This window comes from Streptomyces albidochromogenes (assembly GCF_005981925.1).
Lineage (GTDB): Bacteria > Actinomycetota > Actinomycetes > Streptomycetales > Streptomycetaceae > Streptomyces > Streptomyces albidochromogenes.
This window is the reverse complement of the sequence record NZ_VBVX01000032.1, coordinates 1-24,897: the sequence shown is the minus strand read 5'-3', so window position 1 is coordinate 24,897 and position 24,897 is coordinate 1. Positions and strand designations below refer to the sequence as shown.

Sequence of the window (24,897 nt, the reverse complement as noted above, 5' to 3'; positions counted from 1 at the left end):
GATGGGCGTCATGGATCCCGAACTCGAAGCATTCATCCCGTTTCTCCCGCGACTCGACATGAACGACCCGGTCACCGCACGCAAGGACTTCGCCGAGCGTGCGGCTGCGGCGCCGGCGCCGGACACCTCGGACATGGAGGTCGAGGACCGCACGGCGTCCGTCGATCCGGACGTGGCGGTCCGGGTCTACCGCCCGCACCGGGCACAGGGCGCCGTCGTCTGGCTGCACGGCGGCGGCGGAGTCTTCGGCGACCTGGACACCGAGCATCCGTGGGCCGCCCGGGTCGCGTCCCTTTCCGGGGCGGTGGTGATCTCGGTGGGCTACCGCCTGGCGCCCGAGGACCCGTTCCCGGCCGCCTTCGACGACGCTTACGCCGCACTGACCTGGACGGCCGAGCACGCGGACGAACTCGGCATCGACCCGGCGCGGATCGCGGTCGGGGGTCACAGCGCCGGAGCGAACCTCGCGGCCGCAGTGGCGTTGCGGGCGCGTGACGAGCAGGGACCGGCGATCCGCTTCCAACTGCTCAACCAGCCGGGGCTGGACGACCGGCAGGAGACGTGGTCGGCGCGGAACTTCACCGACACGCCCTGGTTCGACCGCGACAAGCTCGCCGCGGCATGGCGGCACTACCTGGGCTCCCGGCCCGCCACTTCGTACGCCGCCCCCGCGCGGGCCGCCGATCTGTCCGGGCTGCCACCGGCCTACATCGCCACCGCGGAGTTCTGTCCGAACCGCGACGAGGGCATCGCCTACGCGCTGCGCCTGATGCAGGCGGGCGTGTCGGTCGAGCTCCACCAGTGGCCCGGCACCTTCCACGGATCGCAGGCGCTTCTGTCCGCCGAGGTCTCGCAGCGCCAGAACGCCGAACTCGGCGCCGCTCTGCGCCGCGCCCTGGCCCATTGATCCGTACACGTCGAAAGGCGCGGGGAGCGTCCCTGTCGCCTGCACTCATTGATCACGAAAGGACGGCTGTCTTGAATATCCGACTGGCGATGTGTGGAAGTGTGGCCGCGCTGAGCGTCTACGCGGGCACGGTGGCGGCAGCTCCCGCACCCGACGAGGCACATTCCGTGGCGGCCGGCGGCACGAGGCCGTCGGCCCCCTTCCGTCCCGCGGAGCTGAAGTCCGCCCTGGACGGTGTCCAGCGCGCGGGGATACCGGGGGTGTACGCCGAGGTACGCGAGGGCGGCCGGACATGGCGCGGCGCTTCCGGGGTCGCCGATGTCACGACCGGCCGTCCCGTCACGCCCGACATGCGGCAGCGCGTCGGGAGCATCACCAAGACCTTCACCGCCGCTGCGGTCATGCAGCAGGTCGAGCGGGGCCGGATCCGGCTCGATGCGCCGATCGGTGACTACCTGCCGCAACTGGTGCCGGGAGAGCGCGGCCGGAAGATCACGGTGCGGATGCTGCTCAACAACACCAGCGGCATCCCCGATTACATCCGATACGCGTTCCCGTCCCTCCAGACCGGCTCGCCCCAGAGCCTGGACGACAACCGGTTCAGGCAGTTCCGCCCGGCCGAGCTGATCGAGCTGGGGCTCAACGCGCCCCCCACCGGCGAGCCCGGAGGCCACACCGGGGTGTACTCCAACACCAATTACCTGCTCCTCGGCCAGCTCCTGGAGCACGTGACCGGTATCCCGGCCGAGAAGTACATCACCCGGAACGTCATCGAGCGCGCCGGCCTCCGGCACACCGGGTTCCCGACCGGGACGCGGATCCAGGGGCCGCACTCACGGATGTACGAGGCCCTGTGGGGCCTGCTCGACCCGCCGCGCGACTACAGCGTCTACAACATGTCCTGGACGGGGACGGGGGCCGCCCTGGTGTCGACCACGGACGATCTCAACCGCTTCTACAGCAAGCTGCTCGACGGTAAGATCGTCAATCGGTCGTCGCTGGAGGAGATGCAGCGCACGGTCCCGGTCATCGCCCTGGACGGATCGACGATCCAGTACGGCCTCGGTCTGCATAAGGTCGACATCCCGGATTGCGGCACCTTCTGGGGTCACGACGGCACCGTCTGGGGGGCCGGAACGATCTCCCTGACCCGGTCCGACGGTAAACGCCAGATGTCGGTCGCGGTCAACCTCCAGAGGTGGAACACGCCGGACTCCTCGGGGAAGCCGCCGCACCACCCCATCGACGACGCGCTGAAGACGCTGTACGGGCAGGCGATGTGCGGCGACGGTCAGGCCGCGCGGCCGTAACCTCCGAGGCCAGGGGGCGTCCCGTTCGGCGATCTCCTGGATGCCGAGTTCGGGGTGGTGAAGGCGCGGGCGCAGCCGCCGGAGTCCTTGCCCCGCAGTAAGAGTGTGGTGGGTACGCCGGCCTTCGCGGTGAACTGTGTGGGGAGGTAGAAGTCCGTCACGGTGAGGACGACGGCCTGTCTTCCGGAGGCGTCGATCCGTACGGGGGAGGCCTCGCCCGTCATCGTTCCGTCGTTGCCGCTGCCCTCGGCGCCTTCCACGAGGAACGGGGCCGGTGGCGGTGCTCTGCTCCTTGCCAGGGGCGTCGAAGGAGACCCCAGCCCCCGGCCTACGCGGGCGAGGGCAGACACGTACTCGTCAAGACTGGGTTCGGCCTCGTTCTGCGCAGCGAGTTCGAGCAGTCGAGCGCGGGTGCAGCCGGCCTTCAGCAGCGCGTTGACGTCGATGGCGTCTGAGTGTTGGGCACGGATCTCATAGAAACCGTCCCCCACGGGCTTTGCCGGCGCCGCCGCCGCAGGGCTCATCCCCCAGCAGGGCTGGCGCTCGGCGGCGACAAGGACCGAGGCGCGGAGCTTTGGTGGTAGACCACGAGGCTTCCCCTTCGGCTGGTGGCCGGGGATCTGCGGGTCCCCGACAGGAGAATCGGGGGCTCCGGAGTCGCTCCGCCGGAGTCGCGCCCTCGAGCTGGGTGAAGACTGGGGGGCGGGGCGTAATGAACGGTCAAGTTCCGGGCTGATGCCGACTCGACATCTATCGAGCGGAAGTGAAAGCCCAGGCCAGCGCGTGGCACGGCCAGCGCCGTCGCGCTTGCAGCAAGGGCCCGTAGGCGCAAAGCGGAAGGCCCCGGCAGTGGCACCTGCCGGGCCTTTCTACGGCCGGCGTAGCTTGTGGCACAAGGACGGGGTCGAGCCGACCTACGCCAGGCGCCTGGACGGTGCGGTTGAGCGCGGTCGCATCCTGATCGAAGCGGCCAAAATCCCTGGCGCCGAACGCTCGGCCGTACTCAAGATCGACCTTGGCGACGAGCTCAACCAACACGTCAGGGCGTCGACGCAGGCAACCGTCGATGCGCACAAAGCACAGGTGTCGGCCGCAGCACAGTTGCGGCGCACAGCGGCCGTACTCATGGAACGCGGCCTGACCGGGAGGGACATCGCGCACGTCCTGGGAGTCTCGCCCCAGCGCGTCTCGCAGCTGCTCAACGCCCCGCAGGCTCAGGACTGAAAGGGCAACTGCAGGTTGTCCTGGGCGGCGCGCCTCTACAGCCCCCAGGCGGCTGAGGACTACAAGTGGTACAAGGAAGCCAACGAGGCCATCTGCCCGCTGATGTACTGACCTTCGCTTGCCAGGTCCTGGCCGCCACGCGGCCAATGAGCTCGGCTGGCAGGTGGTCAGGTGGATCGGCACCCGTCACGGCACCATGGCTGGCGTCCAGGACAAGCGTGTGATGCGCGAGTCCTTGTGATCGGCTCAGCGCTGCACCCTGTCGGGACGGGCATCCGGCTTCGCGAGAGCATGCGTGATGGCGTCGACCTTGGTGCCGTGCGGCCCGCGCAGCGGCAGGTTGGCGCGCTTGGCGAGGGCCTGGAGCGTGCGCCGCACTGCCGGTTCGTCGAGCCGGCCGCCGCTGGACGTGCAGAACAGCCAGCCCTCGGTCCGGCCGTCGAGGTAGTCCTGGAGGGCGTCCCACGCCGCAGGCGGGATCGGCTTCCTTGTCTGCCCGCCGCCCTTCATCTTCTCCAGGAGCAGCACACGGTGCCCCCTGTCGTACTCGAGGTCCTCCACGCGGGCGTTGAGCAGGGAGTCGATGCGCAGGCAGCAGGTGTTGAGCACCAGGAGCATCGCGTACGTCCGCTTGCGGTACGCGGCGATGCGGTGCTCATCGCGGGCTGTGACCAGCAACTTTGCCCATTCCTGCTCGGTGTAGCCGGGTGTGGCCGAGTCCCACCTGTACAGACGAACGTGCTCAGTCGTGGGGCTGGGACGGCAGCCCTGCGGCGGTGAGGGTGTCCGCAGGCGTCCATGTCTCATCGGCGGTCTGAATCTGGAGGCTGCGGGCGTAGGCTCTCAAGGATGCGGATAGGCGAGCTTGCCAAGCGCACGGGCGTGAGTCCGCGCTCACTGCGGTACTACGAAGATCAGGGACTGCTGACCAGCACACGCTCCAACGCGGGGCAGCGTCACTATTCCGATGCTGCGGTCCAGCGCGTGTCGCTCATCCGGCAGCTGTTCGACGCGGGGATGTCCAGCCGGGTGATCGCGACTGTGCTGCCGTGTGTGGACATCCCGGGTGACCTGGATGTCGCCGAGGAGACGTTCACAGCGATGATGCGCGAACGCGACCGGATCGACGCCGACATCGCGCACCTGATCGAGACCCGGGATGCACTCGACACGCTGATCAGGGCCAACAGTCGGCACCGGGCGGAGCTTTCCACGACCCCGGAACCGGCGGCGCAGTCGACCTGATGCTGTGACCTGCATCTCAACCGGTTGCCCCTGACATCAATGTCAGCGATGAGGATGGCGACAGCGCCCGGAATCACCGGGTCGGTCATACGAGAGGCGGCAGAAGATGGGGCAGGCGTGGGGTTTCGACAGGTATGGCGGGCCCGAGGTGCAGGAGTTCTTCGATCGTCCCGACCCCGTACCCGGTCGCGGTGAGGTGCTGATCCGGGTCGAAGTCGCCGGCGTGAACCCCCTCGACCACCTGCTGCGCTCAGGTCTGGTCGACGGGCTCGACGGCGGGCGTCCGTTTCCCCGCGTGCTGGGCATGGAGGCAGCCGGAACCGTTCTTGCCCGGGGCGAGGACGTCAACGGGCTCGAGGTGGGCGACCCGGTCTTCGGCTTCGCACTGACCGGTGGCGGCACCTACGCCGAAACGACGGTGCTGTCCGCGCCGAACACCGCGCGCATCCCGGCGGGTGTGTCCGCAACCGTGGCGGCAACGCTGCCAGTGGCCGGGACGACCGCGGTGGACGTGCTCGACCAGCTCGGACTCCCAGCCGGTGCTACGGTCCTGGTCAACGGGGTCGGGGGCGGGGTCGGCCTCGCCGTCGCCCGGCTGGCGATCGGGCGCGAGCTGCGCGTGATCGGCACCGGGAGTACTGCTAAACGCGAGCACGCCGAGGGCATAGGGGTGTGGTTCATCGACTACACCGCCGAGGACGTCGCCGCCGCGGCACAAGAGCTGGTTCCGGGCGGCTTCGACGGGATCGTCGACCTGGTCGGAGGCACCTCGCTGCGGACGGTCGCTCCGCTGGCCCGGGATCCCCGCAACGTCATGGCTGTGGGTGATGCGTCTGTGCCCGATCTCGGTGGGCGTTTCGTCGAGCGTCGCGTCGACCGCGAGAACCTGGAGCGGTCGGCCCGGCTGGCCCTTGACGGAGTCCTCGCCCCCGTAATCACCGCGGTCCATCCGCTCTCCGAAGCCCCGGCCGCCCTCGCCGCTGTTGAGAACGGTCACACCTCGGGCAAGGTCGTCATCAAGGTGGCATGAGAAGTGCCCAACGCCGTTGACCCTTCATTGCGGACTGGCGAGAACCTGTGGTCAGCGCATCGTCAATTAAGCACATTCACCTGTACGGGGTTGAGCACGTTCTCGGCTCTGGCAAGCCCCTCGCACGTGGCAGTAGTCGGATGAGGGGAGCGTCAGGTTCCCGTAGGACCGCCAAATGATTCTGGTCGCGACGCACCTTTGGACAGCGGGGTCAGTCACCGGCTACCGGTATCTGGGGTCGCCCCTGCAGGCTGCGGAAAGTCTGCCGGGGGTGCCCTCAGATGCCTGGGCGAAGCCGCTCCCGCCGAGCGCAGGGTCGTGATCACCGACGACTTTGATCAGCGGGCGCAGCCGAGCGCTGACCAGTTCAGCTCCCTCGTCGAAAGGCCAAGGCGGGCGGGCTGGGCTCCGTCGCGATCGCCTGAGAGCTTCAATCCCAGGCCAGGCAGCGAGTTAGTTGCCAGGCCGGACTATGCCGCCAAGGGATCAATCCGTCCGCCGTGGCGGTAGTGCAGAGCGAACGGGACAGTGTCACCCACTTGTCAGCCGGTTACGTCAGCCAGCGAACGGGTCTGGTTGGACGGGCCGTGTGCACAGCCCCGGGTGTGGTGAATGGCGTTGGTGACCAGTCGCCGCACTCGCCCTGGGCCTGAACACCTCAGTTGATCACTGATCGGCACAACGTGTCTCAGCGGGGTCTCCATGCCCTCTTCGGCGACCAGCAGCTGAGCATCGCGGCACGTATCCGACACAGTCGGTTGGAGCGCGCCCACGCCGACCTTGCACGCGGGGAGCTGAGCGGTCAGCCCGTTCAAGCGATCGCGGCTCGCTTGCGTTCTTCCAGCGCCACCGCGTTCAGCCGGGCATTCCGTGAAGCCTGCGGGATCACCCCTACGGAACACCGTGCGCTCTCCCTGGCCCCCACGGCACGCAGAGCACAGAGACCCTGCACGCCAGGCACACCACGGCGCGCCGCTCCGGCCTAGATTCGACCTCCACACCTGATGTGCACACAACATGCACATCGGCGGGGGGATGTGGCGCCGCGTTGCGTATGTCCCTCGCCGTTCATCGGCCGCTCGTTCGGCCTGGATCGAAGACGAGGAAAGACTCATGATTCGACGCGCTTCGGCAATACTGCTTGCCGCGGCATCCCTGTTTGGCGCGGGAGTCGCCATGGCTGCGCCCGCACAGGCACGGGAGTGCACCCAAGACAACGTCTGTCTCTGGTCGAACAGCGGCTACACCGGATACCTGCGGGACGACTTCAACTCCCGTGACAACTGGTCCATCATCTCCTACGAATACGCTGGCTGGCGGCTCTACGCGGGCGACGGTGTCATCGATAACGTCAGCTCCATCGACAACTGGGACCCGGACACCAGGGTCTCGGTCTACTACAACTCCGGATACGCCGGCCCCTGCTTCAAGGTCGCGGCTTACGGCAGCGTGGGCAACATGGCGAGCATCCCCCTCAGCTCCGGCAAGACCGCCAACGACAACATGAACTCGCACAACTTCACCAACAATTGCACGGGGACCACGTACAACTTCTGATCGCCGGCCCATGACCACGGTGGGGTGGAGGCCAATTCCGCCCCACCGCAGATGAGACGCGCCGTTCGTTCGGCACGGAACGAAAGCGAGGAAAGACTTATGCTTCGACGCACTTCGGCGATGCTGCTTGCCGTGGCATCTCTGTTCGGCGCGGGAGTCGCCATGGCCGCGCCCGCGCAGGCTTACAACTGCACCTGGGACAACGTCTGTCTCCACTCGGACAGCGACTTCAATGGATTGGTTCGGGACGACTTCAGCTCCCGTCCCAACTGGTCCCAGATCACCTATTACGGCGGCCAGCCCGCGGTCTACCAGGGTGACTACCACCCCGACAACGTCAGCTCCATCAACAACATGGACCCGGACTCCAGGGTCTCGGTGTTCTACAACTCCGGATACGCCGGTCCCTGCTTCAAGATCGCAGACTACGGCAGGGTGAAGAACATGGCGAGCATCTACATCACCTCCACCAAGCAGGCCAACGACAACATGAACTCCCACAGGTTCGGCGACAGCTGCCTGGGGAGCACGTACAACTTTTGATCGTCGCTCATGACCACGGTGGGGCGGAGGCCAATTCCGCCCCACCGCGCACATCCACTCTATCCAGGGGTTCCTTTGCAATACACGCGTCTCGTCATCGCCGCCGGGGTCGGCACGCTGCTGCTCACCGGCTGTTCGGAGGGCGGCCAGGAAGGTGCCGGTGCCGGCGGTGGCAGTTCCGCTGTCCGGGATGTCGTCACGGAGGCCGACATCGTCCTCCCGGTGTCCGCCTACCTCTTCACTCCCGAGCAACAGGCGGTGATCGACACCGCTCACTCCACCCTGGCTTCTGACTGCATGAAGCGGTTCGGTTTCGACTGGCCCGTCAAAAAGGCCGAGCCGGTCAAGGTCGTGAGCCGTCGGTACGGCGTGGTCGGCGAGAAGATCGCCGCCGAGCACGGCTATCACGTGATCCCGTCGCCGGGCGACAAGGAGCACGCCGAAGGCGCGGTGTCCAGCGGGGCCAAGCTCCCGCCCGAGGCCTACATAATCTACGGCGCCAAGAGCGGCAAGACGGGGGCGGGCGGCAGTTACCAGGGCAAGGAAATCCCCCAGGGCGGCTGCATCGGGGAGGCGGGCCGCAAACTGGGTCTCGACAAGGTGCAGGACCCTGCGAAGGGCAAGATCGGGCTGCTCAGCATCGACTACTCCTCCTTCGGGAAGGCCCAGGAGACGCCGGAGTTCAAGAAGGCGCAGAACGAATGGGTGGCCTGCATGAAGAAGTCTGGCTATCAGCACACCGCTTTCCTGCAGCCCGCCGAGAAGTACGCGGCCCAGGGGAACTCCGCCTCACCGGAGGAGAAGGTCGTGGCCAAGGCAGATGTGAAGTGCAAGCAGGAAACGAAACTCGCCACCGTGCTGGTCCGCGCCGAAACACAGATCCAGAACGACTACATCGAGCAGAATGCCGCCGGTTTCGCCGAGATCAAGAAGGATCAGGGCGCGGTCATCAAGTCGGCGAACGAGGCATTGGCGAACTGAATGCAGAACGACGAACAGCCCTTCGTGGACGCAGCCGAGGCGGCCCACGGTAACGGAGGTAACGGTGGTGACGGCGTACGGATCAGGCGCCGCTCGCTCGCCCTGATCGCGGTGGGCGCGGTCGCGCTCACCGGGGCGGGCTTCGGAGCCTCCCTGCTGATCAAGTCGCCCGCCCAGGCCGCGGCGGACTCCCGGCCTCCCGCGCCGTCCGTGATCACCACTCTGGTCGAGTACCGGGCGCTGACCTCCTCGATGGTCCTCCGCGGCACCGTGGTCGCCGGCCAGAGTGTGGAGATCACGCCCGGCGGCGGTGCGGCCGATGGAGGCAGTCCCACGGTCTCCAAGCTGCCGCTGAAGGCAGGGGACGAGGTACGCGCGGGTCGGCTGCTGGTCGAGATCTCCGGCCGTCCGGTGATCGCGCTCCAGGGCACTGTTCCGCTCTATCGCGACCTCAAGCCCGGTGCCCAGGGCAGTGACGTGGCCCAGCTCCAGGACGCGCTCCAGCGGCTCGGCCACTCCACCTCCCCCGACAACCGGGGGCGTTTCGGCGAGGGCACGAAGGCGGCGGTCACCAAGCTGTACGACGCGGCCGGGTACGAACCCGTCCAGGTCGGTGGTGCCGAGGGCTCGGCCGCCGTCACCACGGCCGAAACACAGGTGACCTCGGCTGAACGAGAACTGGACGACGCCAAGGAGGCATTTGAGACCGCCGAGGCCAGCTCCGGCTCCGGTACGGGCTCGACCAGCTCAACAGGTTCGACCACGGGGACAGCCGCGGAAGCGGATGGCGATGGTCGCGATCTGGAGCCGCTGCGCAAGGCGGTCAACCGAGCCCGGGAGGACCTGGCCACCGCGCGCGAGGGTCTCGCCGCCGCGAAGGCGGCCTCCGGCCCCATGGTCCCGTCCGGCGAGGTGACGTTCCTGGAAAGCTTCCCCGCCCGGGTGCAGGATCTCCCCGTACGGCTCGGCGGGAAGGTGCAGGGAACCGTGATGACCGTTGCCGCAGGTCCCCTGGTGGTGCACGCCTATGTGCCCGACCACCAGAAGGGCCTGATCAGGCCGGACCAGAAGGCGGAGCTTCTCTCGGAGGCCGACGGCGCCACCGCCAACGCCTCCGTACGGTCCATCGCCACCACGCGTACGACGCCGCGTACCGATGCTGGCGCGCAGGACGGGCAGCCGGCCGCTGGGCAGGCCGGTGGGCAGGCCGACGCGGACGGCTATCTGATGGTGGTGACACCCGGCCGGCCGCTGGAGGCCGAATGGACGGGGCAGAACGTCCGCCTGACCGTCCTGGCCGCCACGACCGGCGGCAAGGTCCTGGTCGTACCCGTCTCGGCGGTGTCGGCGGGCGCCGACGGTGCCACTGTGGTGACCGTGCTCGAGGACGATGGCAAGCAGCGCCGGGTCCGGGTGAAGCCCGGCACCACCGGCGACGGCCATGTCGAAGTCACCCCCCTGGGCAGCGGGGCCCTCCGCGAGGGCGCCCGGGTGGTGACCGGGGTCCGGGCCGACGACGCCGCGCCGGGAGGCACCGGATGACCGCGTCCCCGGCCCCGTCCGAGCCGCCCGTCATCGAATTCCGGCAGGTCGGCCTCACCTATCCGGGGCCGCCGCCCGTGGAGGCGTTCCGCCCCGGCGACCTCGTGGTCCGCAAGGGCGAGTTCATCACCGTCGTCGGCCCCTCTGGATCGGGCAAGTCAACGTTCCTGAACATCGCCGGACTCCTCGACACCCCCACCAGGGGCAGCTTTCTGCTCGACGGCATCGACACCGGCCGGCTCAAGGACACCGAGCGCACCACGTTGCGCGGCCGCCGTATCGGGTTCGTCTTCCAGGCCTTCCACCTGCTGCCGCACCGCAGCGCCCGCGAGAACGTCGAACTCGCCATGGTCTATGGCGGTGTCCCGCGCCGCGAGCGCCCCCAGCGGGCCAGCGAGGCGCTGGCCCGGGTCGGCCTCGGCCACCGGACGGACGCGCTGCCCACCCGGATGTCCGGCGGCGAACGCCAGCGCGTGGCCATCGCACGGGCTCTGGTCGCCCGGCCCTCGTTGCTCCTGTGCGACGAGCCGACGGGGAACCTCGACTCCGGCAACGCCGAGGCGGTGCTCCAGCTGCTGGAGACCCTCAACGCCGAGGGCATCACGGTCGTCCTCATCACCCACGACCTGGCCGTGGCCGCCCGTGGCCGGCGGACCATCACCATCCGGGACGGCACACTGAGCGAGAGCGAGCAGGTGGGCGCATGCTGAGCCGGATCGGAGAACCACGGGACGCCTCCTCCCAGCCCGACATCGGTCGCTCCCTGTTCGCGCCACGGGACCTCTTGGCCGAGGCACTGGCCGGGATGCTGCAGCGCCCCGCGCGCTCCGCGCTCACCATGCTCGGCACGGTCCTGGGCGTCGGCGCCTTTGTCGCGGTGCTCGGCCTGACCGCCACCGCCTCCTCGCAGATCGACGACCGCTTCAACGTGCTCTCCGCGACCGAGGTGACGGTCGAGGACATCGCCCACGAGCAGGACAAGTTCGCGGGCGCGGCGTTCCCGGACGACGCCACGGACCGTGTCGAGCGGCTCAACGGGGTGCGGCACGCCGGTGTGCTGTGGATGGTGAAGCCCCGGCGCAGCGCCGCCGAACTCGCCGTCACCGCCGCCCCGGTGGGCCACACCGGAGGGGAAGCCCTCAGCGTGGTGGCCGCCGCTCCCGCCACCCTGCGCGCGGCCGAACCCCGGCTCTCCCAGGGCAGGCTGTACGACGACTTCCACGCCGATGCCCGCCAGCGCGTCACCGTGATCAGCTCGGGCATCGCCGCACGGCTGGGGATCACCACGCTGGAGACCAAACCGGCGATCTTCATCGGGGGGCAGCCGTTCACGGTCATCGGCATCGTCGAGGACGTCCAGCGCCAGCCGGACGTACTGCTCTCGGTTCTCGTACCGCAGACCACCGCGGTCGAGATGTGGGGGCGGCCCACCGAGGGCGGCAGAATGCTCATCGCCACCGATCTAGGCGCCGCCCGTCAGGTGGCCGGGGAGGCCCCCACGGCGCTGCGCCCTGACCACCCGGAGTACCTCAAGGCGGTTCCGCCGCCGGACCCGAAGAGCCTGCGTACCTCGGTGACCTCCGACCTCGAGCAGCTGTTTCTGCTGCTCGCCGGGGTGTGCCTGGTCATCGGAGCGGTCGGAATCGCCAACACCACCCTCGTGGCGGTCCTGGAACGCACCGGGGAAATCGGCCTGCGCCGTGCCCTCGGCGCTCAGAGGCGGCATGTCACCGCCCAGTTCCTCGCCGAGTCGGGCACGCTGGGCGCGTTCGGCGGACTCCTCGGTACGGCCATCGGCACGCTGGCCGTCCTGGTGGTGGCGCTGATCAGGGACTGGACGCCGGTCATGCACCCGGTGACCCTGGCCACTGCCCCGTTCATCGGTCTGGCGACCGGCGTCGTGGCCGGGATCTATCCCGCCCGGCGTGCGTCCTCCGTGCAACCGGCCGAAGCCCTTCGCGGCTGACCTGTGAAAGGGTGGGGTGGTGGCAGTGGTTGGTCGTCAGTGGGTGACCGTGCGAGGTAGGGGGAGTAGCCGTTGTTACTGCTCCTCGGCAGGCGGTTGTGTGGCACATCTGGCACAACCTCGCCCAAACTGTGGAGACGCGGGTGGCCAGTCACTACTCGTGTCTCCTGACGGCTGAACCGGGCCCTGGCTCGGACCCGGGGGTGAGGAGATCAAACCGATGCCGGACGGGATGCCCGACTCCCGCGGCCGACCACGTTGTATCGCCGCCACCATGCTCAAGCGGCCGGCGAGGGCGACCGCCACGCTCTTCGTGATCCTCGCGGCGACAACGAGTTCCACGAAGAGCCCTGCTCGCCGGCTCGGTGCTCTCCATGGCGCCGGCCGTGGCCGCGGCCCGGCTGGGCCGCCCTCGCGTCCTGGCCATCCTGCTCACGACCGGAGCCCTGGCGCCGCTCACAGCTCTGCTGCCCCCTGGCCATCGCTGCTCCTGCCCGTCGCCATGCCGGCCGTGTTGACCACGAGCGCGGGCCAGGCCACGCTCGCGGTGCTCGCCGGCCAAAGCGCGCCGGCTTCCCAGAACCCGACAGCGATCGGTCTTTTCAACCTGGGCTACCAACTCGGCGGCGCGTTCGGCCCGGCGATCGCGGCCCTGGTCGTCCTTGGTGGCTGAACGCAGTGCCCCCAACGCCCTGACCCGCCACGGCAAGAGTCCCGGCGGGATGGCCGACCTCGGGACGCCCGGCAAGGGGCACTTTGCCGGGGCCCTTCGCTCAGACCAGTACGGCGGGGCGAGCCTATCCCCAGTTCACCCTGCGCGTACGCGCCCCACCCGGAGTACCCGAGTGCGACCCTTACCCGCGCTTGATGAGCGTCCCGCACCCGCCCCGCCAAGACCATGGCGGCCCACCGCGCCTCGCTGATCGCGGCGCGCAGCTGCTCGGTCAGCCGGAGCGCATCGGCTCGGCCGGCCGGCTCCAGCGCCTGGCCCGGCCCTCGTCACCCTCCGAAGCCACCGCATCCACGATGCGCGCGGCAAGGCCCAGCCGGTCCCGATCCGATCCAGGGCCTCGGGCAGCACGGGGTGGCCATGAGCTGACGTCCAGGCAGTAGCCGGTCGACTGGTGGCTGACTTTGTTGACCACCCACCGCCTGGACTCCTCACGAATGCTCATCGCATCAGTGTTCAGCACCGCTCCACCGCCAGCACACGTTACGTGCCCGCTGCGGCGCGGAGCCAGTTGCAGCATCCCGCCTCCATCGACAGCGAACGTGAACGGCTCGGCCAAATCATCCAGAGGCAGCGCGGAACTTCATGCGGTACTCACGCCCGGCGCACCGGTCGACAGCGGAGGAGGTCGGTGACCCAGAGCACCGCGTCAGCTGACTTCGTCGGCGACTGCCACAACCGGCTGAGCACGTGTCCGGAAGCGTGTGTCTGATAATCGTTCATGTGGCGGTGAGGGCGGAGCACGGCTGTGCGACAACCAGCAATGGGCTGGTTCGCTGCCACATCTAGCGTGCGGGGGATCTTGTGGGGTTGCCAGTTGCGTCGGATGCTGTCGTGGCGTGTGAAGACAGGTTCGACTGGTTTTGCGAGACAGTGTCCAGCGAAGTGATGCCTGTCATGCTCAGCACCCGGCGCACTACCGACTTCCGCGCCAGCATCTCGGACCTGGATCTCGGTGTAGTGCGGTTGTCCGCCGTGGCTTGCTCACCGGTGCTGTCGCGCCGCACCTTGGCCCATGTTCGGCGTGGCGATCCCGAGCACTTGCAGCTGGCCCTCATCACACAAGGCGCCTTCAAGATCACCCAGCGGAGCAGCGAATCGGTGGTCGCAGGGGGACTCGTGCTCACAGACACCTCACGACCGAGCGAGGGGACCTCCATAGGCGGGCAGGTCGAGACGGTCGTGCTCCAGATTCCCCGCCCGGCCCTGGCGCTGCGCCCAGACCGGATGGACCGCCTCCTCGCACAGAGCATGGCTGCGGATGCGGGGTCAGGGGCAATCCTCGCCGACTTCCTGAGAACGCTACTCAGACATGGACCACGCTGTCGCCCCCAGGAGCTGCGAGCCATGGGTTCCATCGCCCTCGAATTGGCCACAGCGTTTCTCGCTCAGCAGCTCGGTGACCCTGGCGAGGCGCCTGCCGAGGCCCGTGCGCAAGAGACACGCCAGCGGATCTACCGTTTCATCGAGAACAACCTCGGTGACCCGCAACTGACGCCTCAGGTGATCGCTGACCGGCACAACCTGTCCCTGCGGGGCCTCTACGCCCTCTTCGGCGACCAAGACCTGGGCATCGCGGCACGCATCCGTCAAAGCCGGCTGGAGCGCGCCCATGCCGACCTCGCATCCCGGGAAGTGAGCGGTCAGCCCGTTCAAGCGATCGCGGCTCGCTGGGGCTTCTCCAGCGCCACCGCGTTCAGCCGGGCATTCCGTGAAACCTATGGGATCACCCCTACTGAACACCGTGCGCTCTCCCTGCTCCTCACGGCGCGCAGAGCACAGAAACCCTGCACGTCAGGCACACCACCGCGCGCCGCTGAAGCCTAGATTCACTGCTGCTGAAGACCCCGACGTGAGCGCAGCCACAGGGGGCATGCACCCAGGCGGGCTGGGGGATCTTCGTCCTCGATATTCCCTTCGAAGACAAGAAGTCGGCTGTTGAGAATGTCCTGAACATCGCGTTCACCGTGCTGGGGACGGGCACCTTCGGTGTGGTGCTGCTCTTTCTCGCCACCCGGTTCGGGGCCTCGTTCATCACCAACAGTTTTGTTGGCGTCGTGCGCTATCTCGACACCTCGCCCCGGTCGTACGCGGTGCGGCGGGACATCCGCGAGGGGATGGTGGAGTTGTTGCGGCGGCTGCACCAGGCGGAGATCGGCGGCGGGCCCCGGTATGAGCGAGTGATCGTCGGCGCGCACAGTTTGGGGGCCTACATCGCTTACGAGGGAATCGCCACGTTCTGGGGCATGACCAGGAATGCCCTCGCCCCGGGCTCGCCGTCGCTGCTCACGCTTGAAGTGGCGGCCGCCGCGATGCCCGGGAGAAAAGAGACGCGGCCCCCCACCCCGGGTGAGACGACCGTCTACCGCGAGGCGCAGTGGGGGCTGTGGACCGACCTTCGCTCCCAGGGGAGCCCGTGGCGGATCACTGACTTCATCAGCTGCGGCACGCCTATGTGGTTCGCCGAGCGGCTCTACACGAAGAACATGGCGAGGCACGCGTCGCCCGCCGCGAGATCGTCACCTGCCCGCCCCTCCCGCAGGAGGAACTCGGGTTGGTGACACACCGCTCTCCTACAGTTGGAACGGCACGGCCGTGCTCAACAACTGGTCACCCTTCGCCGTCGTGCGCTGGACGAATCTGTACTTCCCCTACATCCCCTCATTCTGCGGATTCCTGGGTGACTGGTTCGGCGGGCCGCTGGGGCGACTGTTCATCAGCGGAGTTCATGACGTCCCGGTGCGGGGGAACAAGCCCTGGCGACTTGTCCCCGGCTGGGCGCACTCCTTCTACTTCAACTTCCCAAAGACCCGCTGCGACGACTCCGTGACCAGACACCTTGCCGACGCCCTCGACCTCACCGCGACGCTCTCCGACTAGAACTCGTGATCCTTGCAGTTCCTCCAAGGCCACTCTGACCTGCACCTGCCCGGCCACATCGGCTACGCCCTCACCGGCCAGCCGATCCCAGTGGCGCTGCGCCCGGCGCGGCGCCGAAGGCACCAGGGCCGAGGCGTCCACGGCCGGCGCCCCGGCGAAGATCCGGCGGCAGACCGCCACCCGAAGTAAGTCGCTGGTCACCACGGATTTCCTCGAGCAGGCGCTTGACCGGCACGCCGGGGTCCTCGGCGCGGCGCCGGCGCATCTCCGCGGCAACGTGCGCGACGGGCCGGCCCGCGAGGACACGCTCGATCAGTAGCCGCCTGCCGTGAACCGTCAGCCGGGCATCACGGTGGGACACGAAGACCTCCGTGTGTGGTGTGGAGCCTAGACACCTCCACCACATCGGAGGTCTTCGCCATGATCAAGACCACCACTGTTAACAACGTTCGTGATCAATACACCTAGGCGGTACGGGGCCGGACGCGGCAGCGTGCCGGGCCGGTCGCCCGGAGGGTGATCGCGGAGCTGACCGGCACCTCCGTGTCGATCGCCTCCAGGTCGTACTTCTGGAGGATCATCGCCAGCGCGATCACGGACTCCAGCATCGAGAAGTGCTGCCCGATGCAGGCGCGCGGGCCGCCGCCGAAGGGGAACCAGGCGTAGCGGGGGCGGCCCGCCTCGGCTTCGGGGGTGAAGCGCTCGGGGTCGAACCGCTCCGCGTCCTCCCAGTACGCGGGGTGCCGGTGGGTGACCCAGGGGGCGACGATCACGTCGGCGCCGGCGGGGATGGTGTGGCCGCCGATCTCGGTGGCGGCTACCGCCCGGCGGCCGATGAGCGGTGCGGCCGGGAAGAGCCGCATGGCCTCCTTGAGCACCTGGGTCACGTAGGGCAGGGCCTCGAGGTCGGCGGCGCTGGGGGTACGGCCGGCCAGGACGCGGTCGACCTCCTCGTGGGCCCGCTTGCGCTGCTCCGGGTGGAGGGCGAGCAGGTGGAGGGCGAAGCCGAGGGAGGTGGCGGTCGTCTCGTGTCCGGCGAGCAGGAAGACGAGAACCTGTTCGCGCAGTTCGGAGGCGTCGAAGCTGCCGTCCTCGGCGCTCTCGGCCTCGGCGAGGAGGGACAGCAGGTCCTGTCCGCCGCCGCCCCCGGCGTCCTGCCCGGCCGCCCGTCGCTCGGCGATGATCCGGTCGCAGACGGCGTACAGCTCCTCGTGCGCGGCTGCGGCGCGGCGGTTGCCGGGGGTGGGCCAGTCGCGGGGGATGTTGACGGGCGAGAACCCGCGGCGCAGGACGTAGTCGCCCATGACCGGGAAGGCGCGCTCGACGATCTCGACGGCCGCTTCGACGTCCGTGCCGAAGAGGATGCGGGCGACGGCGCGCAGGGCGAGTCGTGTCATCTCGTCTAGGACGTCGACGGTTGAGTCCGCCGCGGTGCACCATTTCGAGGTGACGCCTTCCACCTCGGCGGCGATGGCCTCGGCGTAGCTGTCGACGCGCCGACGGGTGAAGAGCGGCTGGGCGAGCCTGCGCTGGCGCAGGTAGTCCTCGTCCTGGCTGGTCAGCAGTCCGTTGCCGAAGGACTCGCGGACTTCTTGGTAGAAGTGGTTGTCCTTGCGGAAGTTGGCGGACTCGGTAGCCAGGATCTGCTGGGCCCCTTCGGCGGAGAAGACGCCGTAGACGACGGCGCGCATGCCGGGCGGTCCGGCGGTGATCCGGACGACGTCCCCGTGTGCGCGCTGGGAGTTCAGGAACGTGCCGAGGGAGTCGTTCTTGAGGTCGAACATCGAGCCGAGCAGCGGTAGCCCCGCCGGGCCCGGAATCGTACTGGTGGTTGCCATATGTGCGTTGCCCCCTTGATCGTCACCGGCCCGGTGATTGTCCCGCACCGGGTGACTCACCGGTAGCCTCGGACGAACACCGGGCCGGATCCGGGTAGTTGGCTCGATTGTCGGTGGCGCCTGGCAGGCTCGTCCCCATGGAGCCCATCGACATGACCCTGCAGATCACCATCGACTGTGCCGATCCCCAGAGGCTCGTCCTCTTCTGGGCGGAGGCCCTGCGCTATGTACCGCAGCCGCCACCGGAGGGTCACGCGACCTGGCGGGCGTACTGGGAGTCGATCGGCGTCCCGGCGGAGGAACTGGCCGACGGGGCCGGGGAGCTGCCCGAGTCCGTCGTGGACCCGCAGGGGGTCGGGCCGCGGATCTGGTTCCAGCAGGTCCCGGAGCCGAAGACGGTCAAGAACCGGGTGCATCTGGACCTGAAGGTCGGCGGCGGCCGGGAGGCCCCGCTCGCCCTCCGGCGCGAGCGGGTGGACGGAGAGGTCGCCCGGCTGACGGCACTGGGCGCGTCGATCCTCTACACGATGGACGAGCCGGAGGGGATGGACTATTACGCGGTGGTGCTCCAGGACCCGGAGGGGAACGAGTTCTGCGTGGTGTGACTTCCGTGGTGGATTCGGGAAGGCACGGGCACCGAATCGTGAAGCTCGGGCGAGACGCTTGTGCCCTGTCGGCACACGCATGTCGCACTCGGGGGAGAACCGATGAACCGTCACGTCCGCCACGGGGTCCGCAGAACCGCCTTCATCCTCGCCGCCGTGTCCGCACTGGGGCTCACGGCCTGCGGGCCCGAGGAGGCCCCGCCCTCGGTGACTCCGCCGAAGACGGTCGCCCCGTCGTCCACGCCGCCCGCCGGGCCGGCACCGTCGGCCACGCCGTTCCCGAAGCCGGCACCCCCGTCGGCCACGCCGTCGTCCGACCCCGACTTCGCAGTCTTTCCGTGCAGCACCTACGACCTGACGTTCACCGCGACGCTCGCGGAGCGCACCACGAGCAGCTACCTGCTGAAGATCACCAACAAGAGCGGCAAGCCGTGCAAGGTCCTGGACTACCCGATCGTGACCTTCGGGGATCCGGACGGCGCGGCGACGGAGCGTGCGGAGACGCATCCCGGCACCGACATCAGGCTGAAGCCGGGCGAGTCGGCGTACGCGGGGCTCATGGGCAGCACGAACGACGGCACGGGCCGGACCGTCCACTCGATCGCGATGACCATGAACACCGCGTCCGACCTCGAGCAGGTTCCGCTCAAGGCGTCGACACCCGGCCTGTACGTCTCGTCCCGGAACGCCGTCACGGCGTGGCTGAGCAACGCCGAGGACGCCCTCAGCCTGTAGGCCGTGTCCGGAAAGCCGTGCCTGGCGCGCGACGCCTGGCACGTCCCCTCCCGTAGCCCTTCGGGCACGGGAGGTGCCCCCACGCCGCGTTGTCGGGGTCACCCACGTACGCCCGGTACGAGGGCGACCCTCCGCCTTGCGATCGCACGCACCAGACGCCGCGGGCTCTGCCCTGCGGGCAGACGGCGTTACTTTCCGGACACGACCTACCGGTCACAGCCATTCGTTGATGGTTGCAAGCAGCACAGTCGCCTCGTAGCGGACGGACACGGTTGCGGTACTAACGCGGTGCGGACTGCTTCAGCGAAGGAATTCGTCCTCCTGGATGGCACGCTCCTGCCGATCGACCGCATCGCCGTGGACCGGCCGTTCTGCTCTGGCAAGCACAAGAAACACGGGATGAACGTGCAAGTCATCGCCGACCCCTTCGGCCGACTGCTGTGGGCATTACCAGCCCTGCTGGCGACTCCTCCGCAAGCTCCGCTGCTCGACCACAGGGATCACCCCTCGTCCAGGCCGTCCTCACTCTGCATCTGGCCAGCTCAGAGTGAGGATGGAAAAGCTCAAGGAGTGCCTCGCCCTGGAGAGGGCGCGGAGGGGAGGCCGGGGCCCGTCGAGGACGGAGCCCTCGACAGGGCGGACACCAGCTGCTGGTGCACGCTGTGCTCTTTGGCCGTGGCTACGCGGAATGGGCCCTCGCAACGGCTCGGGCGGCGCTCGCGCGGTGAGCGCGGGCACCGCCCGGGGCGACGTCGAGGACGAGGAAAGCGAAGGAACTTGTTTCAGAAAGGGAATTGAGAAGGAAGCCCCTTCATGGCCTCGCCATGGGCAACGCTAGCACTCAGCCCGGGATCAAGTCGCGCAGATTCTCGAGGGTGATGACCCGGGAGTCCGGGTGCAGGCCCTCGGGACGTTCGAGACCGATGTACATCACGGGCCCGTCCGGGACCGGCTCGCCGTCCCACAAGTCCACGGCCGTGGTGGGGCGGGACATCAAGCCGATCAAGTACCCCACGGACAGCTGCTCGCGCTCCACGAGGGCGCGCACCACCTTGGACACCGACACCTGGTTCTCCTCGACCTGGTTGGCCGAGGAGATGCCCTTCAGATACAGGTGCAGCCACTTCGCGCGCCACCGGCCGTCGTTCCCGCGCCGGAACACCAGCGGCAGCGCCACCCGGCCCACTCCGCGCAGCTCCGACTTCATCCGCACCGTGCGCGGCTCGAACGGCCGTCCCTTCTGCTCAGCGTCGCGCAGCATGAAGCCGAAGAAGGACTCCTCGACTTCCTCGAAGCTTTCGCCGGCGTAGATGTTGACCTGCGGCACGATGAATGTGCTGCGCACCCGCTCCAGGGAGAGGTTGATGAACTCCGACGCCCCCTCGGGCGCCTCGGTGATGTCGCCCGAGTGCTTGCCCCCGACTGCCTTGAGGGACGTGTAGGAGAGCCAGGAGTCGGTGCTGTAGTCGGAGTGGAGAAGCAGCGCCGAGAGGTCGTAGTCTGTTCGGCCCTCGGTCTCCTTCCAGTACACGAAGAAGCGCAGTTGTTCGCCGTCGACCGCCGAGACCGACCCTCGCGGCAGTACGCCGATTCCGGCCGCGGTCGCCCTGCCGCTGAGCGGGAGTGCCACGTCCAGGACGTCGGGGTCGATCAGCAGCCGGTCGGGCGCCGGGAGCCGACGGAGCATCTCGGCGTCAAGGGCGGCGATCAGACGGTCGCGGTCGGCAGCCGGTACCGGCGGCCGGACGTCGGGGGTGACCCAGGCGCGGCCCCGGCGGTTGACGAAGATGCGGGGTTCGCCGGTCTCCCGCTCCCGGTTGTGGAGGTGCTCGCGCACCGAGAGCACGACCCGGCCGGAGACGTCGGGAGCGACCTGCACCGCGGCGGCCACCACCGCGTCCCGTTCCTCCTGGTCCGCGGCGATGCGCAGCAGGAGGTCCAGGGCGCGGAACAGCTTGCCGGGAACGGACTTCAGCAGCTGCACCGCACCGAGAACGTCGAACTCGTCGAGCAGCTTCTCGACACGGCCCTCGAAGGACCGCGCCTCCTTCTCGCCCCGAGCGACGGCGAAGACATCGGCGGCATGCGGCCACCGCGGGTACTCATGCGGGTGGAGACGCTCGCCAAGCCGCTTGAAGGGCTCACGATGCGCGTGCACATCGGCGAGCTTGGCGGGGTTCGCCGCGACCACGGCGTCGAGCCCCGCGAGCAGCGCACGGCGGACCGGCCGTGACAGCGCCCGGAACCGGGTCGGCTCCCTGAGCGTCACGTCACCGCCCGACAGTGCGCAGGCCAGCCGCAGCACGTCTGTGACGGTGTCGAGGAGGAGGACCGCGCCGACGCCGAGACGGGCCTCGTTGACGACCGCCCGGTTCTCCCGTACTGGGATCGACTCCGGCTGGGGGCCGAGCGCGCACCGCTCGGCGAGGGCCTTGAGATCGCGCAGGTCGTCCTCGCCCAGCGGGGTCGTGCTGCCCGCCAAGGCCAGGTACAGGTCCGTGAGTTCGTCGTCCAGGTCCCGCCCGAGGTGCAGGACGGTCACCCGGTCACCCGCCGAGGCGATCAGCTCGTCCTGCGCCGCGAGCATCTCCTCGTAAGTGTGCTGGTACCGGCCGTACGTGGGAAGGCTGAGCAGGTCCAGCACCCCGTGCGCCAGCTGCTTCAGCACGTTCTCGCGCGACCTGTCGTCACCAAGCGCCTTCGCCACACACCGCATCCAGAACTCTTCGGTGTCCGGCACGTTCGCCGGGAAGTCGATGAAGTACGCGTTGTGCCGGACGTGGTCGCCCGCCATCTCGCTCACGGTGCGCAGCGTCCGCTTGGCGGTGTGCACGACCGCCGCCTCGGACAGCCCCGACAGCCGCTCCAGCAGCTCCGCCGAGAGCTTGAAGCCCACGGATGCCAGCGCCGCGTCGAACTGCCGTGCGGCGGTGGCTCCTTCCCCGGCGGAGCCCTTGGGGGAGGAGAGGCGGTGGGTGTGCCGGATGACCAGCGATTCGAAACTGTGCGCCATTCGGGGATGATCGCAGAGGTGTGCAAGCCAGCGCACAAGAGTTTTTTGTACGCACTCCGACGCCGTGATCACACCTGCCACCCGCGACCGAGCTGCCGCCCTCGTACCTCAGCCGGCTGATGTTCTCTGACCGGACTCCGGCGGGCTGTCGCAAGAGGTCCTGACAAGGGCGCCGTCGGACGTGCCGGTGTGTGATCGGCCAGACGGCGAGGCCGAGGAAGGCTTAGTTCGGATACACTCCGCGCCGCGAGGTCGGCGCGTCCTCCGCCGACAACCCCGTCGCCCGCAAGCGAGCCAGCCGCAGTCACTGCGGCAGGCAGCGAAACCGACGCCGGACAGCGAAGGGCTACGGCTCGGGCCGCTCCCAGCCCGATGCGAGGTCCGGCACGCCGGAGGCATGAGTCCGAACCCCGTACCGGGTGCTTCTCGCGGGTGCTCAGGGGCGGGCGCCGGGCTTGTCGACGACGCCCCAGGCGTCGCGGGCGCTGGTGACGAGCCCGTCGGCCTTGCTCGTCCCGAGGTAGGCGTAGCTCTCGGGATCGAAGAAGATCTCCTGCTTGCCCCGCCAGCCCGACGGGATCTTCTTGGCGTAGTTCACGCTCACGCTGATCGCCTCACGGCCGAGCGGGTCCTTCATACCGGTCGTCACCCGGGCGCCGGGGATCTTCGCGAGCGCTCGGAACAAGCCCGCTTGGACCTTGGGTGGGATCAGGACCGACCGGTAAAGCACGTCGATCTCCCGCCAGTCGCGCTGTGCGCGCGTCTCCCCCTTGATGTCACCGATGGCAGGTTCCTCGCGGATGCGCTTCATCATGCGGTCGGGGTCGCTCGGCAGGGTGTCAAGGAAGCGGTAGAACTGCCGCTGAGAGCGGTCGTCGTAGCCCTCCTTCTTCCATTTCTGCTCCTGGTTGGGGCCGTACCAGACCTGGAGCTTGTCCGGGTCGAAGTCCGAGATGTCACCGGCCGGGGGAATGCCGGGCAGATTGGCGTGCCCGGTGCCGTCCCAGCGGGTCCACTCCTCCACGGTTCGCGGCTTGTCCTGGCCGAAGTCGGTTGCCTTCTCGTACACCCACTGCTTCGGGCCAGGTTCGGTCCCGTCGTGCTTCTCGACGGTCGCGGCGGCCAGTTCGAGCGTGTGAGCGGAGGCGCGTGCCGACAGTACTTGAGGGCCCTTCGGCGCGGAGGCGCCGGAGCTGTCTGCGGGCAGAGCCGTGATGATCCCGGCGGTCACGGCGAGGGCCCCTGCGGTGGCGGCGCCGGTCAGGATTATCCGGCGCTGGGGAAGGGCGGCGCGTCCGCGACGGGTGTCCTGGTGGATCGCCGCGGTGAGGCGGGCTCGCGGCGCGGCGAGCCGGTCGGTGTCGGGAAGGGGTGCGTCGGCGCGCAGGCCGCAGAGTTCAAAGAGCTCGTTCATGCGGGGTCACCTTCGTGTACGCGAGCTTCGACGAGAGGGGGGCCGCCTTGGCCGGTCGCGGGGCGCAGCTTGCGGCGGGCGCGGTTAAGACGGGAGCGGACAGTTCCGACGGGAATGTCGAGGGCCTCCGCGATCTCCTGGTAGCTGAGGTCAGCCCAGGCGAACAGCAGCAGGACGTGCCGGTCGCCTGTGGAGAGTCGGGCCAGCGCCCCGGCCAGGGGGCGGACGGCGGCCTCGGCGGCAAGACGGTCGTCAGCGGAGTCGGTCCAACTGTCGGCGATGGGGTCGTGGCCGGTGCGGGCGAGCAGTTTCAGCGCCTTCATCTCCTGGCGGCGGTGCCGGCCGATCTCCTTGGCGGCGATGCCGTACAACCAGGGCCGCACGCCGGCCCGGGCCGCATCGAACCGGGCCCGTATCCGGAAGGCCGTCAAGAACGTCTCCGCGGTGACGTCGTCGGCTGCGTCCCGGCCCAGCCGCCGGGTGACGTACTGGTGGATCGCCGGTGCGTGACGGTCGAAGAGCGCTGCGAAACGCTCGGGCTCCTCCAAAGAGGCCGCGATGAGCTCGGCGTCGCCGCCGGCCAGGTCGGTCATGGACAGTCCGTCCGTCGGTGGGGTCGGTGGGGTCGGTGGGGTCGGTGGGTGTCAGGATGGTGGGTATTCACACCCAGTACTCGCCACAAGGCGACGAATGGGTTCACGCCCTCGCCCCAAGGCGACGCACTTACGCGGCCTCCCGTAGCGCAGTCGGCGCCCCTGCTCGCCCCAGGCCCTTGACCACGCACGCCGCTTCGATGCTCCGGGCCGGGTGGCAAGGGGCCAACTGGCCTTTCTCCCAGTCCGTCACAGGGCATGCAGCCAGCAGGGGCACCAAGCCCACTACCGCGTCTCACCACACGCCACCACCTCGCAGACGTACAGCCGGACCCTCCCTCAACAGGGCGTCGAATTCGACGCCGTTTGTGATGGCGTGATCGCTCGTTGAGCCGGGTTTGAGGCGCACGTCCACCGCAACCGGTTATATGGGCGCTGATCCTGCTGCCTCCGGCCGCCGGGTGCGCATCCTGTACCGAGCCACGCGCACCCGACGGCCGGTGGTGCGCACTGCCCGCGCGCAGGGGGCCGACGCGGGCCCCCAACAAGACAGGCAATGCCATGGGTTGCACCTTTCTCAGCACACCCGTCCCGGGCATGTGGGGCAGGGATCTTCCACCACCACGAACGAGGGGCGTCCGAGCTGCGCATGGGGGAGGAGTCGCGCGGGCCGCTGAGCGTTCCCCCCGCTCGTCGATAGGTCAGGCGGTGAGGGTGGGGTAGTCGGTGTAGCCACGTTCGTCGCCGCCGTAGAAGGTGGCGGGGTCGGGGGTGTTGTACGGCC

At 68.8% G+C, this 24,897-nt stretch carries 24 protein-coding genes and 3 pseudogenes; 20 read left to right on the top strand and 7 right to left on the bottom strand.

Translation table 11 applies throughout. From position 1 onward, the window contains the following. The first annotated feature begins 10 nt into the window (after positions 1-10). Entirely contained in the window at positions 11-907 is an 897-nt protein-coding gene (locus tag E2E34_RS06950) for an alpha/beta hydrolase (RefSeq protein WP_138901033.1), read from the top strand. Positions 908-978: 71 nt separating this feature from the next. Next, positions 979-2,217 (top strand): serine hydrolase domain-containing protein, encoded by a 1,239-nt coding sequence (locus E2E34_RS06945; RefSeq protein ID WP_244315547.1) that lies wholly within the window; start codon positions 979-981, stop codon positions 2,215-2,217. On the opposite strand, the gene E2E34_RS06940 is transcribed toward E2E34_RS06945, so the two are convergent. Next, positions 2,199-2,477: a cupredoxin domain-containing protein gene (locus tag E2E34_RS06940; protein ID WP_138901032.1), complete on the bottom strand. Its 279-nt coding sequence runs from the start codon at positions 2,475-2,477 to the stop codon at positions 2,199-2,201. The genes E2E34_RS06945 and E2E34_RS06940 overlap by 19 nt on opposite strands. A 625-nt stretch (positions 2,478-3,102) precedes the next feature. Between E2E34_RS06940 and E2E34_RS06935 the strand changes: the two genes are divergently transcribed. After that, positions 3,103-3,441 (top strand): hypothetical protein, encoded by a 339-nt coding sequence (locus E2E34_RS06935; RefSeq protein WP_138901031.1) that lies wholly within the window; start codon positions 3,103-3,105, stop codon positions 3,439-3,441. A 246-nt stretch (positions 3,442-3,687) separates the two neighbouring features. Here the strand turns inward: E2E34_RS06935 and E2E34_RS06930 are convergent, their stop codons facing one another. Then, positions 3,688-4,248 (bottom strand): tyrosine-type recombinase/integrase, encoded by a 561-nt coding sequence (locus E2E34_RS06930; protein WP_138901030.1) that lies wholly within the window; start codon positions 4,246-4,248, stop codon positions 3,688-3,690. Positions 4,249-4,290: 42 nt separating this feature from the next. Here E2E34_RS06930 and E2E34_RS06925 point away from each other — a divergent pair, with 42 nt between their 5' ends. The 13 genes from E2E34_RS06925 to E2E34_RS06860 all read left to right on the top strand — a co-directional run bounded on the left by E2E34_RS06925 (position 4,291) and on the right by E2E34_RS06860 (position 15,915). Continuing rightward, on the top strand, positions 4,291-4,686 hold the full coding sequence (locus E2E34_RS06925) for a MerR family transcriptional regulator (RefSeq protein ID WP_138901029.1): 396 nt from the start codon (positions 4,291-4,293) through the stop codon (positions 4,684-4,686). Between the two features lie 106 nt (positions 4,687-4,792). Beyond that, entirely contained in the window at positions 4,793-5,716 is a 924-nt protein-coding gene (locus tag E2E34_RS06920) for an NADP-dependent oxidoreductase (protein WP_138901028.1), read from the top strand. Between the two features lie 683 nt (positions 5,717-6,399). Further along, complete coding sequence (locus E2E34_RS06910; RefSeq protein ID WP_244315548.1) at positions 6,400-6,702, top strand: helix-turn-helix domain-containing protein; 303 nt, start codon at positions 6,400-6,402, stop codon at positions 6,700-6,702. A 190-nt stretch (positions 6,703-6,892) separates the two neighbouring features. After that, entirely contained in the window at positions 6,893-7,273 is a 381-nt protein-coding gene (locus tag E2E34_RS06905; RefSeq protein ID WP_244315545.1) for a peptidase inhibitor family I36 protein, read from the top strand. A gap of 132 nt (positions 7,274-7,405) precedes the next feature. After that, the gene (locus tag E2E34_RS06900; protein WP_244315544.1) at positions 7,406-7,816 is read left to right on the top strand and encodes a hypothetical protein; all 411 of its coding nucleotides are present in this window, start codon (positions 7,406-7,408) and stop codon (positions 7,814-7,816) included. Between the two features lie 9 nt (positions 7,817-7,825). After that, complete coding sequence (locus E2E34_RS06895; RefSeq protein WP_138901027.1) at positions 7,826-8,797, top strand: hypothetical protein; 972 nt, start codon at positions 7,826-7,828, stop codon at positions 8,795-8,797. Next, complete coding sequence (locus E2E34_RS06890; RefSeq protein ID WP_138901026.1) at positions 8,798-10,339, top strand: peptidoglycan-binding protein; 1,542 nt, start codon at positions 8,798-8,800, stop codon at positions 10,337-10,339. Beyond that, on the top strand, positions 10,336-11,049 hold the full coding sequence (locus E2E34_RS06885) for an ABC transporter ATP-binding protein (protein ID WP_138901025.1): 714 nt from the start codon (positions 10,336-10,338) through the stop codon (positions 11,047-11,049). The genes E2E34_RS06890 and E2E34_RS06885 overlap by 4 nt, the downstream gene beginning before the upstream one ends. Then, positions 11,043-12,305, top strand: coding sequence for an ABC transporter permease (locus E2E34_RS06880; protein ID WP_138901024.1), 1,263 nt, complete (start codon positions 11,043-11,045; stop codon positions 12,303-12,305). The genes E2E34_RS06885 and E2E34_RS06880 overlap by 7 nt, the downstream gene beginning before the upstream one ends. 511 nt (positions 12,306-12,816) lie before the next feature. Beyond that, positions 12,817-12,978, top strand: a complete 162-nt coding sequence (locus E2E34_RS35885) for a hypothetical protein (RefSeq protein WP_208765168.1) — start codon at positions 12,817-12,819, stop codon at positions 12,976-12,978. An 891-nt stretch (positions 12,979-13,869) separates the two neighbouring features. Further along, a complete protein-coding gene (locus E2E34_RS06870; RefSeq protein WP_244315543.1) occupies positions 13,870-14,862 on the top strand; it encodes an AraC-like ligand-binding domain-containing protein in 993 nt (330 codons plus the stop codon). A 167-nt stretch (positions 14,863-15,029) separates the two neighbouring features. After that, the gene (locus E2E34_RS06865; protein WP_138901023.1) at positions 15,030-15,596 is read left to right on the top strand and encodes a hypothetical protein; all 567 of its coding nucleotides are present in this window, start codon (positions 15,030-15,032) and stop codon (positions 15,594-15,596) included. A 34-nt stretch (positions 15,597-15,630) separates the two neighbouring features. Beyond that, positions 15,631-15,915, top strand: coding sequence for a hypothetical protein (locus E2E34_RS06860; RefSeq protein WP_138901022.1), 285 nt, complete (start codon positions 15,631-15,633; stop codon positions 15,913-15,915). A gap of 124 nt (positions 15,916-16,039) precedes the next feature. Here the strand turns inward: E2E34_RS06860 and E2E34_RS36260 are convergent. Beyond that, positions 16,040-16,276, bottom strand: a pseudogene (locus E2E34_RS36260) (IS481 family transposase); the annotation flags it as partial. Positions 16,277-16,379: 103 nt separating this feature from the next. Then, entirely contained in the window at positions 16,380-17,753 is a 1,374-nt protein-coding gene (locus E2E34_RS06850; RefSeq protein ID WP_138901021.1) for a cytochrome P450, read from the bottom strand. Positions 17,754-17,890: 137 nt separating this feature from the next. Here E2E34_RS06850 and E2E34_RS06845 point away from each other — a divergent pair, with 137 nt between their 5' ends. The 4 genes and pseudogenes from E2E34_RS06845 to E2E34_RS36250 form a co-directional block, all read left to right on the top strand. After that, positions 17,891-18,358, top strand: coding sequence for a VOC family protein (locus E2E34_RS06845; RefSeq protein ID WP_208765167.1), 468 nt, complete (start codon positions 17,891-17,893; stop codon positions 18,356-18,358). Positions 18,359-18,460: 102 nt separating this feature from the next. Further along, positions 18,461-19,093 carry a DUF4232 domain-containing protein gene (locus E2E34_RS06840; RefSeq protein WP_138901020.1) on the top strand — a complete coding sequence of 211 codons (633 nt, stop codon included), beginning with the start codon at positions 18,461-18,463 and terminating at the stop codon, positions 19,091-19,093. Between the two features lie 303 nt (positions 19,094-19,396). Beyond that, a pseudogene (locus tag E2E34_RS36255) lies at positions 19,397-19,552 on the top strand (IS5/IS1182 family transposase); the annotation flags it as partial. Between the two features lie 158 nt (positions 19,553-19,710). Continuing rightward, positions 19,711-19,821 (top strand): annotated as a pseudogene (locus tag E2E34_RS36250) (fructosamine kinase family protein); the annotation flags it as partial. Positions 19,822-19,934: 113 nt separating this feature from the next. Here the strand turns inward: E2E34_RS36250 and E2E34_RS06825 are convergent. The 3 genes from E2E34_RS06825 to E2E34_RS06815 all read right to left on the bottom strand — a co-directional run bounded on the left by E2E34_RS06825 (position 19,935) and on the right by E2E34_RS06815 (position 24,113). Further along, positions 19,935-22,106, bottom strand: a complete 2,172-nt coding sequence (locus E2E34_RS06825) for a TerD family protein (protein WP_138901019.1) — start codon at positions 22,104-22,106, stop codon at positions 19,935-19,937. A 436-nt stretch (positions 22,107-22,542) separates the two neighbouring features. Beyond that, entirely contained in the window at positions 22,543-23,520 is a 978-nt protein-coding gene (locus E2E34_RS06820; RefSeq protein ID WP_138901018.1) for a CU044_5270 family protein, read from the bottom strand. After that, on the bottom strand, positions 23,517-24,113 hold the full coding sequence (locus E2E34_RS06815) for an RNA polymerase sigma factor (RefSeq protein WP_138901017.1): 597 nt from the start codon (positions 24,111-24,113) through the stop codon (positions 23,517-23,519). The genes E2E34_RS06820 and E2E34_RS06815 overlap by 4 nt, the downstream gene beginning before the upstream one ends. Positions 24,114-24,897: the final 784 nt, after the last annotated feature.

Excerpts from the sequence above, each read along its gene's own strand:
- E2E34_RS06845 (WP_208765167.1), top strand. The coding sequence starts at position 17,891 with ATGGAGCCCATCGACATGACCCTGCAGATCACCATCGACTGTGCCGAT.
- E2E34_RS06950 (WP_138901033.1), top strand. The coding sequence starts at position 11 with ATGGATCCCGAACTCGAAGCATTCATCCCGTTTCTCCCGCGACTCGAC.
- E2E34_RS06840 (WP_138901020.1), top strand. The coding sequence starts at position 18,461 with ATGAACCGTCACGTCCGCCACGGGGTCCGCAGAACCGCCTTCATCCTC.
- E2E34_RS06920 (WP_138901028.1), top strand. The coding sequence starts at position 4,793 with ATGGGGCAGGCGTGGGGTTTCGACAGGTATGGCGGGCCCGAGGTGCAG.
- E2E34_RS06925 (WP_138901029.1), top strand. The coding sequence starts at position 4,291 with ATGCGGATAGGCGAGCTTGCCAAGCGCACGGGCGTGAGTCCGCGCTCA.
- E2E34_RS06815 (WP_138901017.1), bottom strand. The coding sequence starts at position 24,113 with ATGACCGACCTGGCCGGCGGCGACGCCGAGCTCATCGCGGCCTCTTTG.
- E2E34_RS06890 (WP_138901026.1), top strand. The coding sequence starts at position 8,798 with ATGCAGAACGACGAACAGCCCTTCGTGGACGCAGCCGAGGCGGCCCAC.
- E2E34_RS06820 (WP_138901018.1), bottom strand. The coding sequence starts at position 23,520 with ATGAACGAGCTCTTTGAACTCTGCGGCCTGCGCGCCGACGCACCCCTT.
- E2E34_RS06905 (WP_244315545.1), top strand. The coding sequence starts at position 6,893 with ATGGCTGCGCCCGCACAGGCACGGGAGTGCACCCAAGACAACGTCTGT.
- E2E34_RS06885 (WP_138901025.1), top strand. The coding sequence starts at position 10,336 with ATGACCGCGTCCCCGGCCCCGTCCGAGCCGCCCGTCATCGAATTCCGG.
- E2E34_RS06825 (WP_138901019.1), bottom strand. The coding sequence starts at position 22,106 with ATGGCGCACAGTTTCGAATCGCTGGTCATCCGGCACACCCACCGCCTC.
- E2E34_RS06895 (WP_138901027.1), top strand. The coding sequence starts at position 7,826 with ATGACCACGGTGGGGCGGAGGCCAATTCCGCCCCACCGCGCACATCCA.
- E2E34_RS06930 (WP_138901030.1), bottom strand. The coding sequence starts at position 4,248 with ATGAGACATGGACGCCTGCGGACACCCTCACCGCCGCAGGGCTGCCGT.
- E2E34_RS06850 (WP_138901021.1), bottom strand. The coding sequence starts at position 17,753 with ATGGCAACCACCAGTACGATTCCGGGCCCGGCGGGGCTACCGCTGCTC.
- E2E34_RS06880 (WP_138901024.1), top strand. The coding sequence starts at position 11,043 with ATGCTGAGCCGGATCGGAGAACCACGGGACGCCTCCTCCCAGCCCGAC.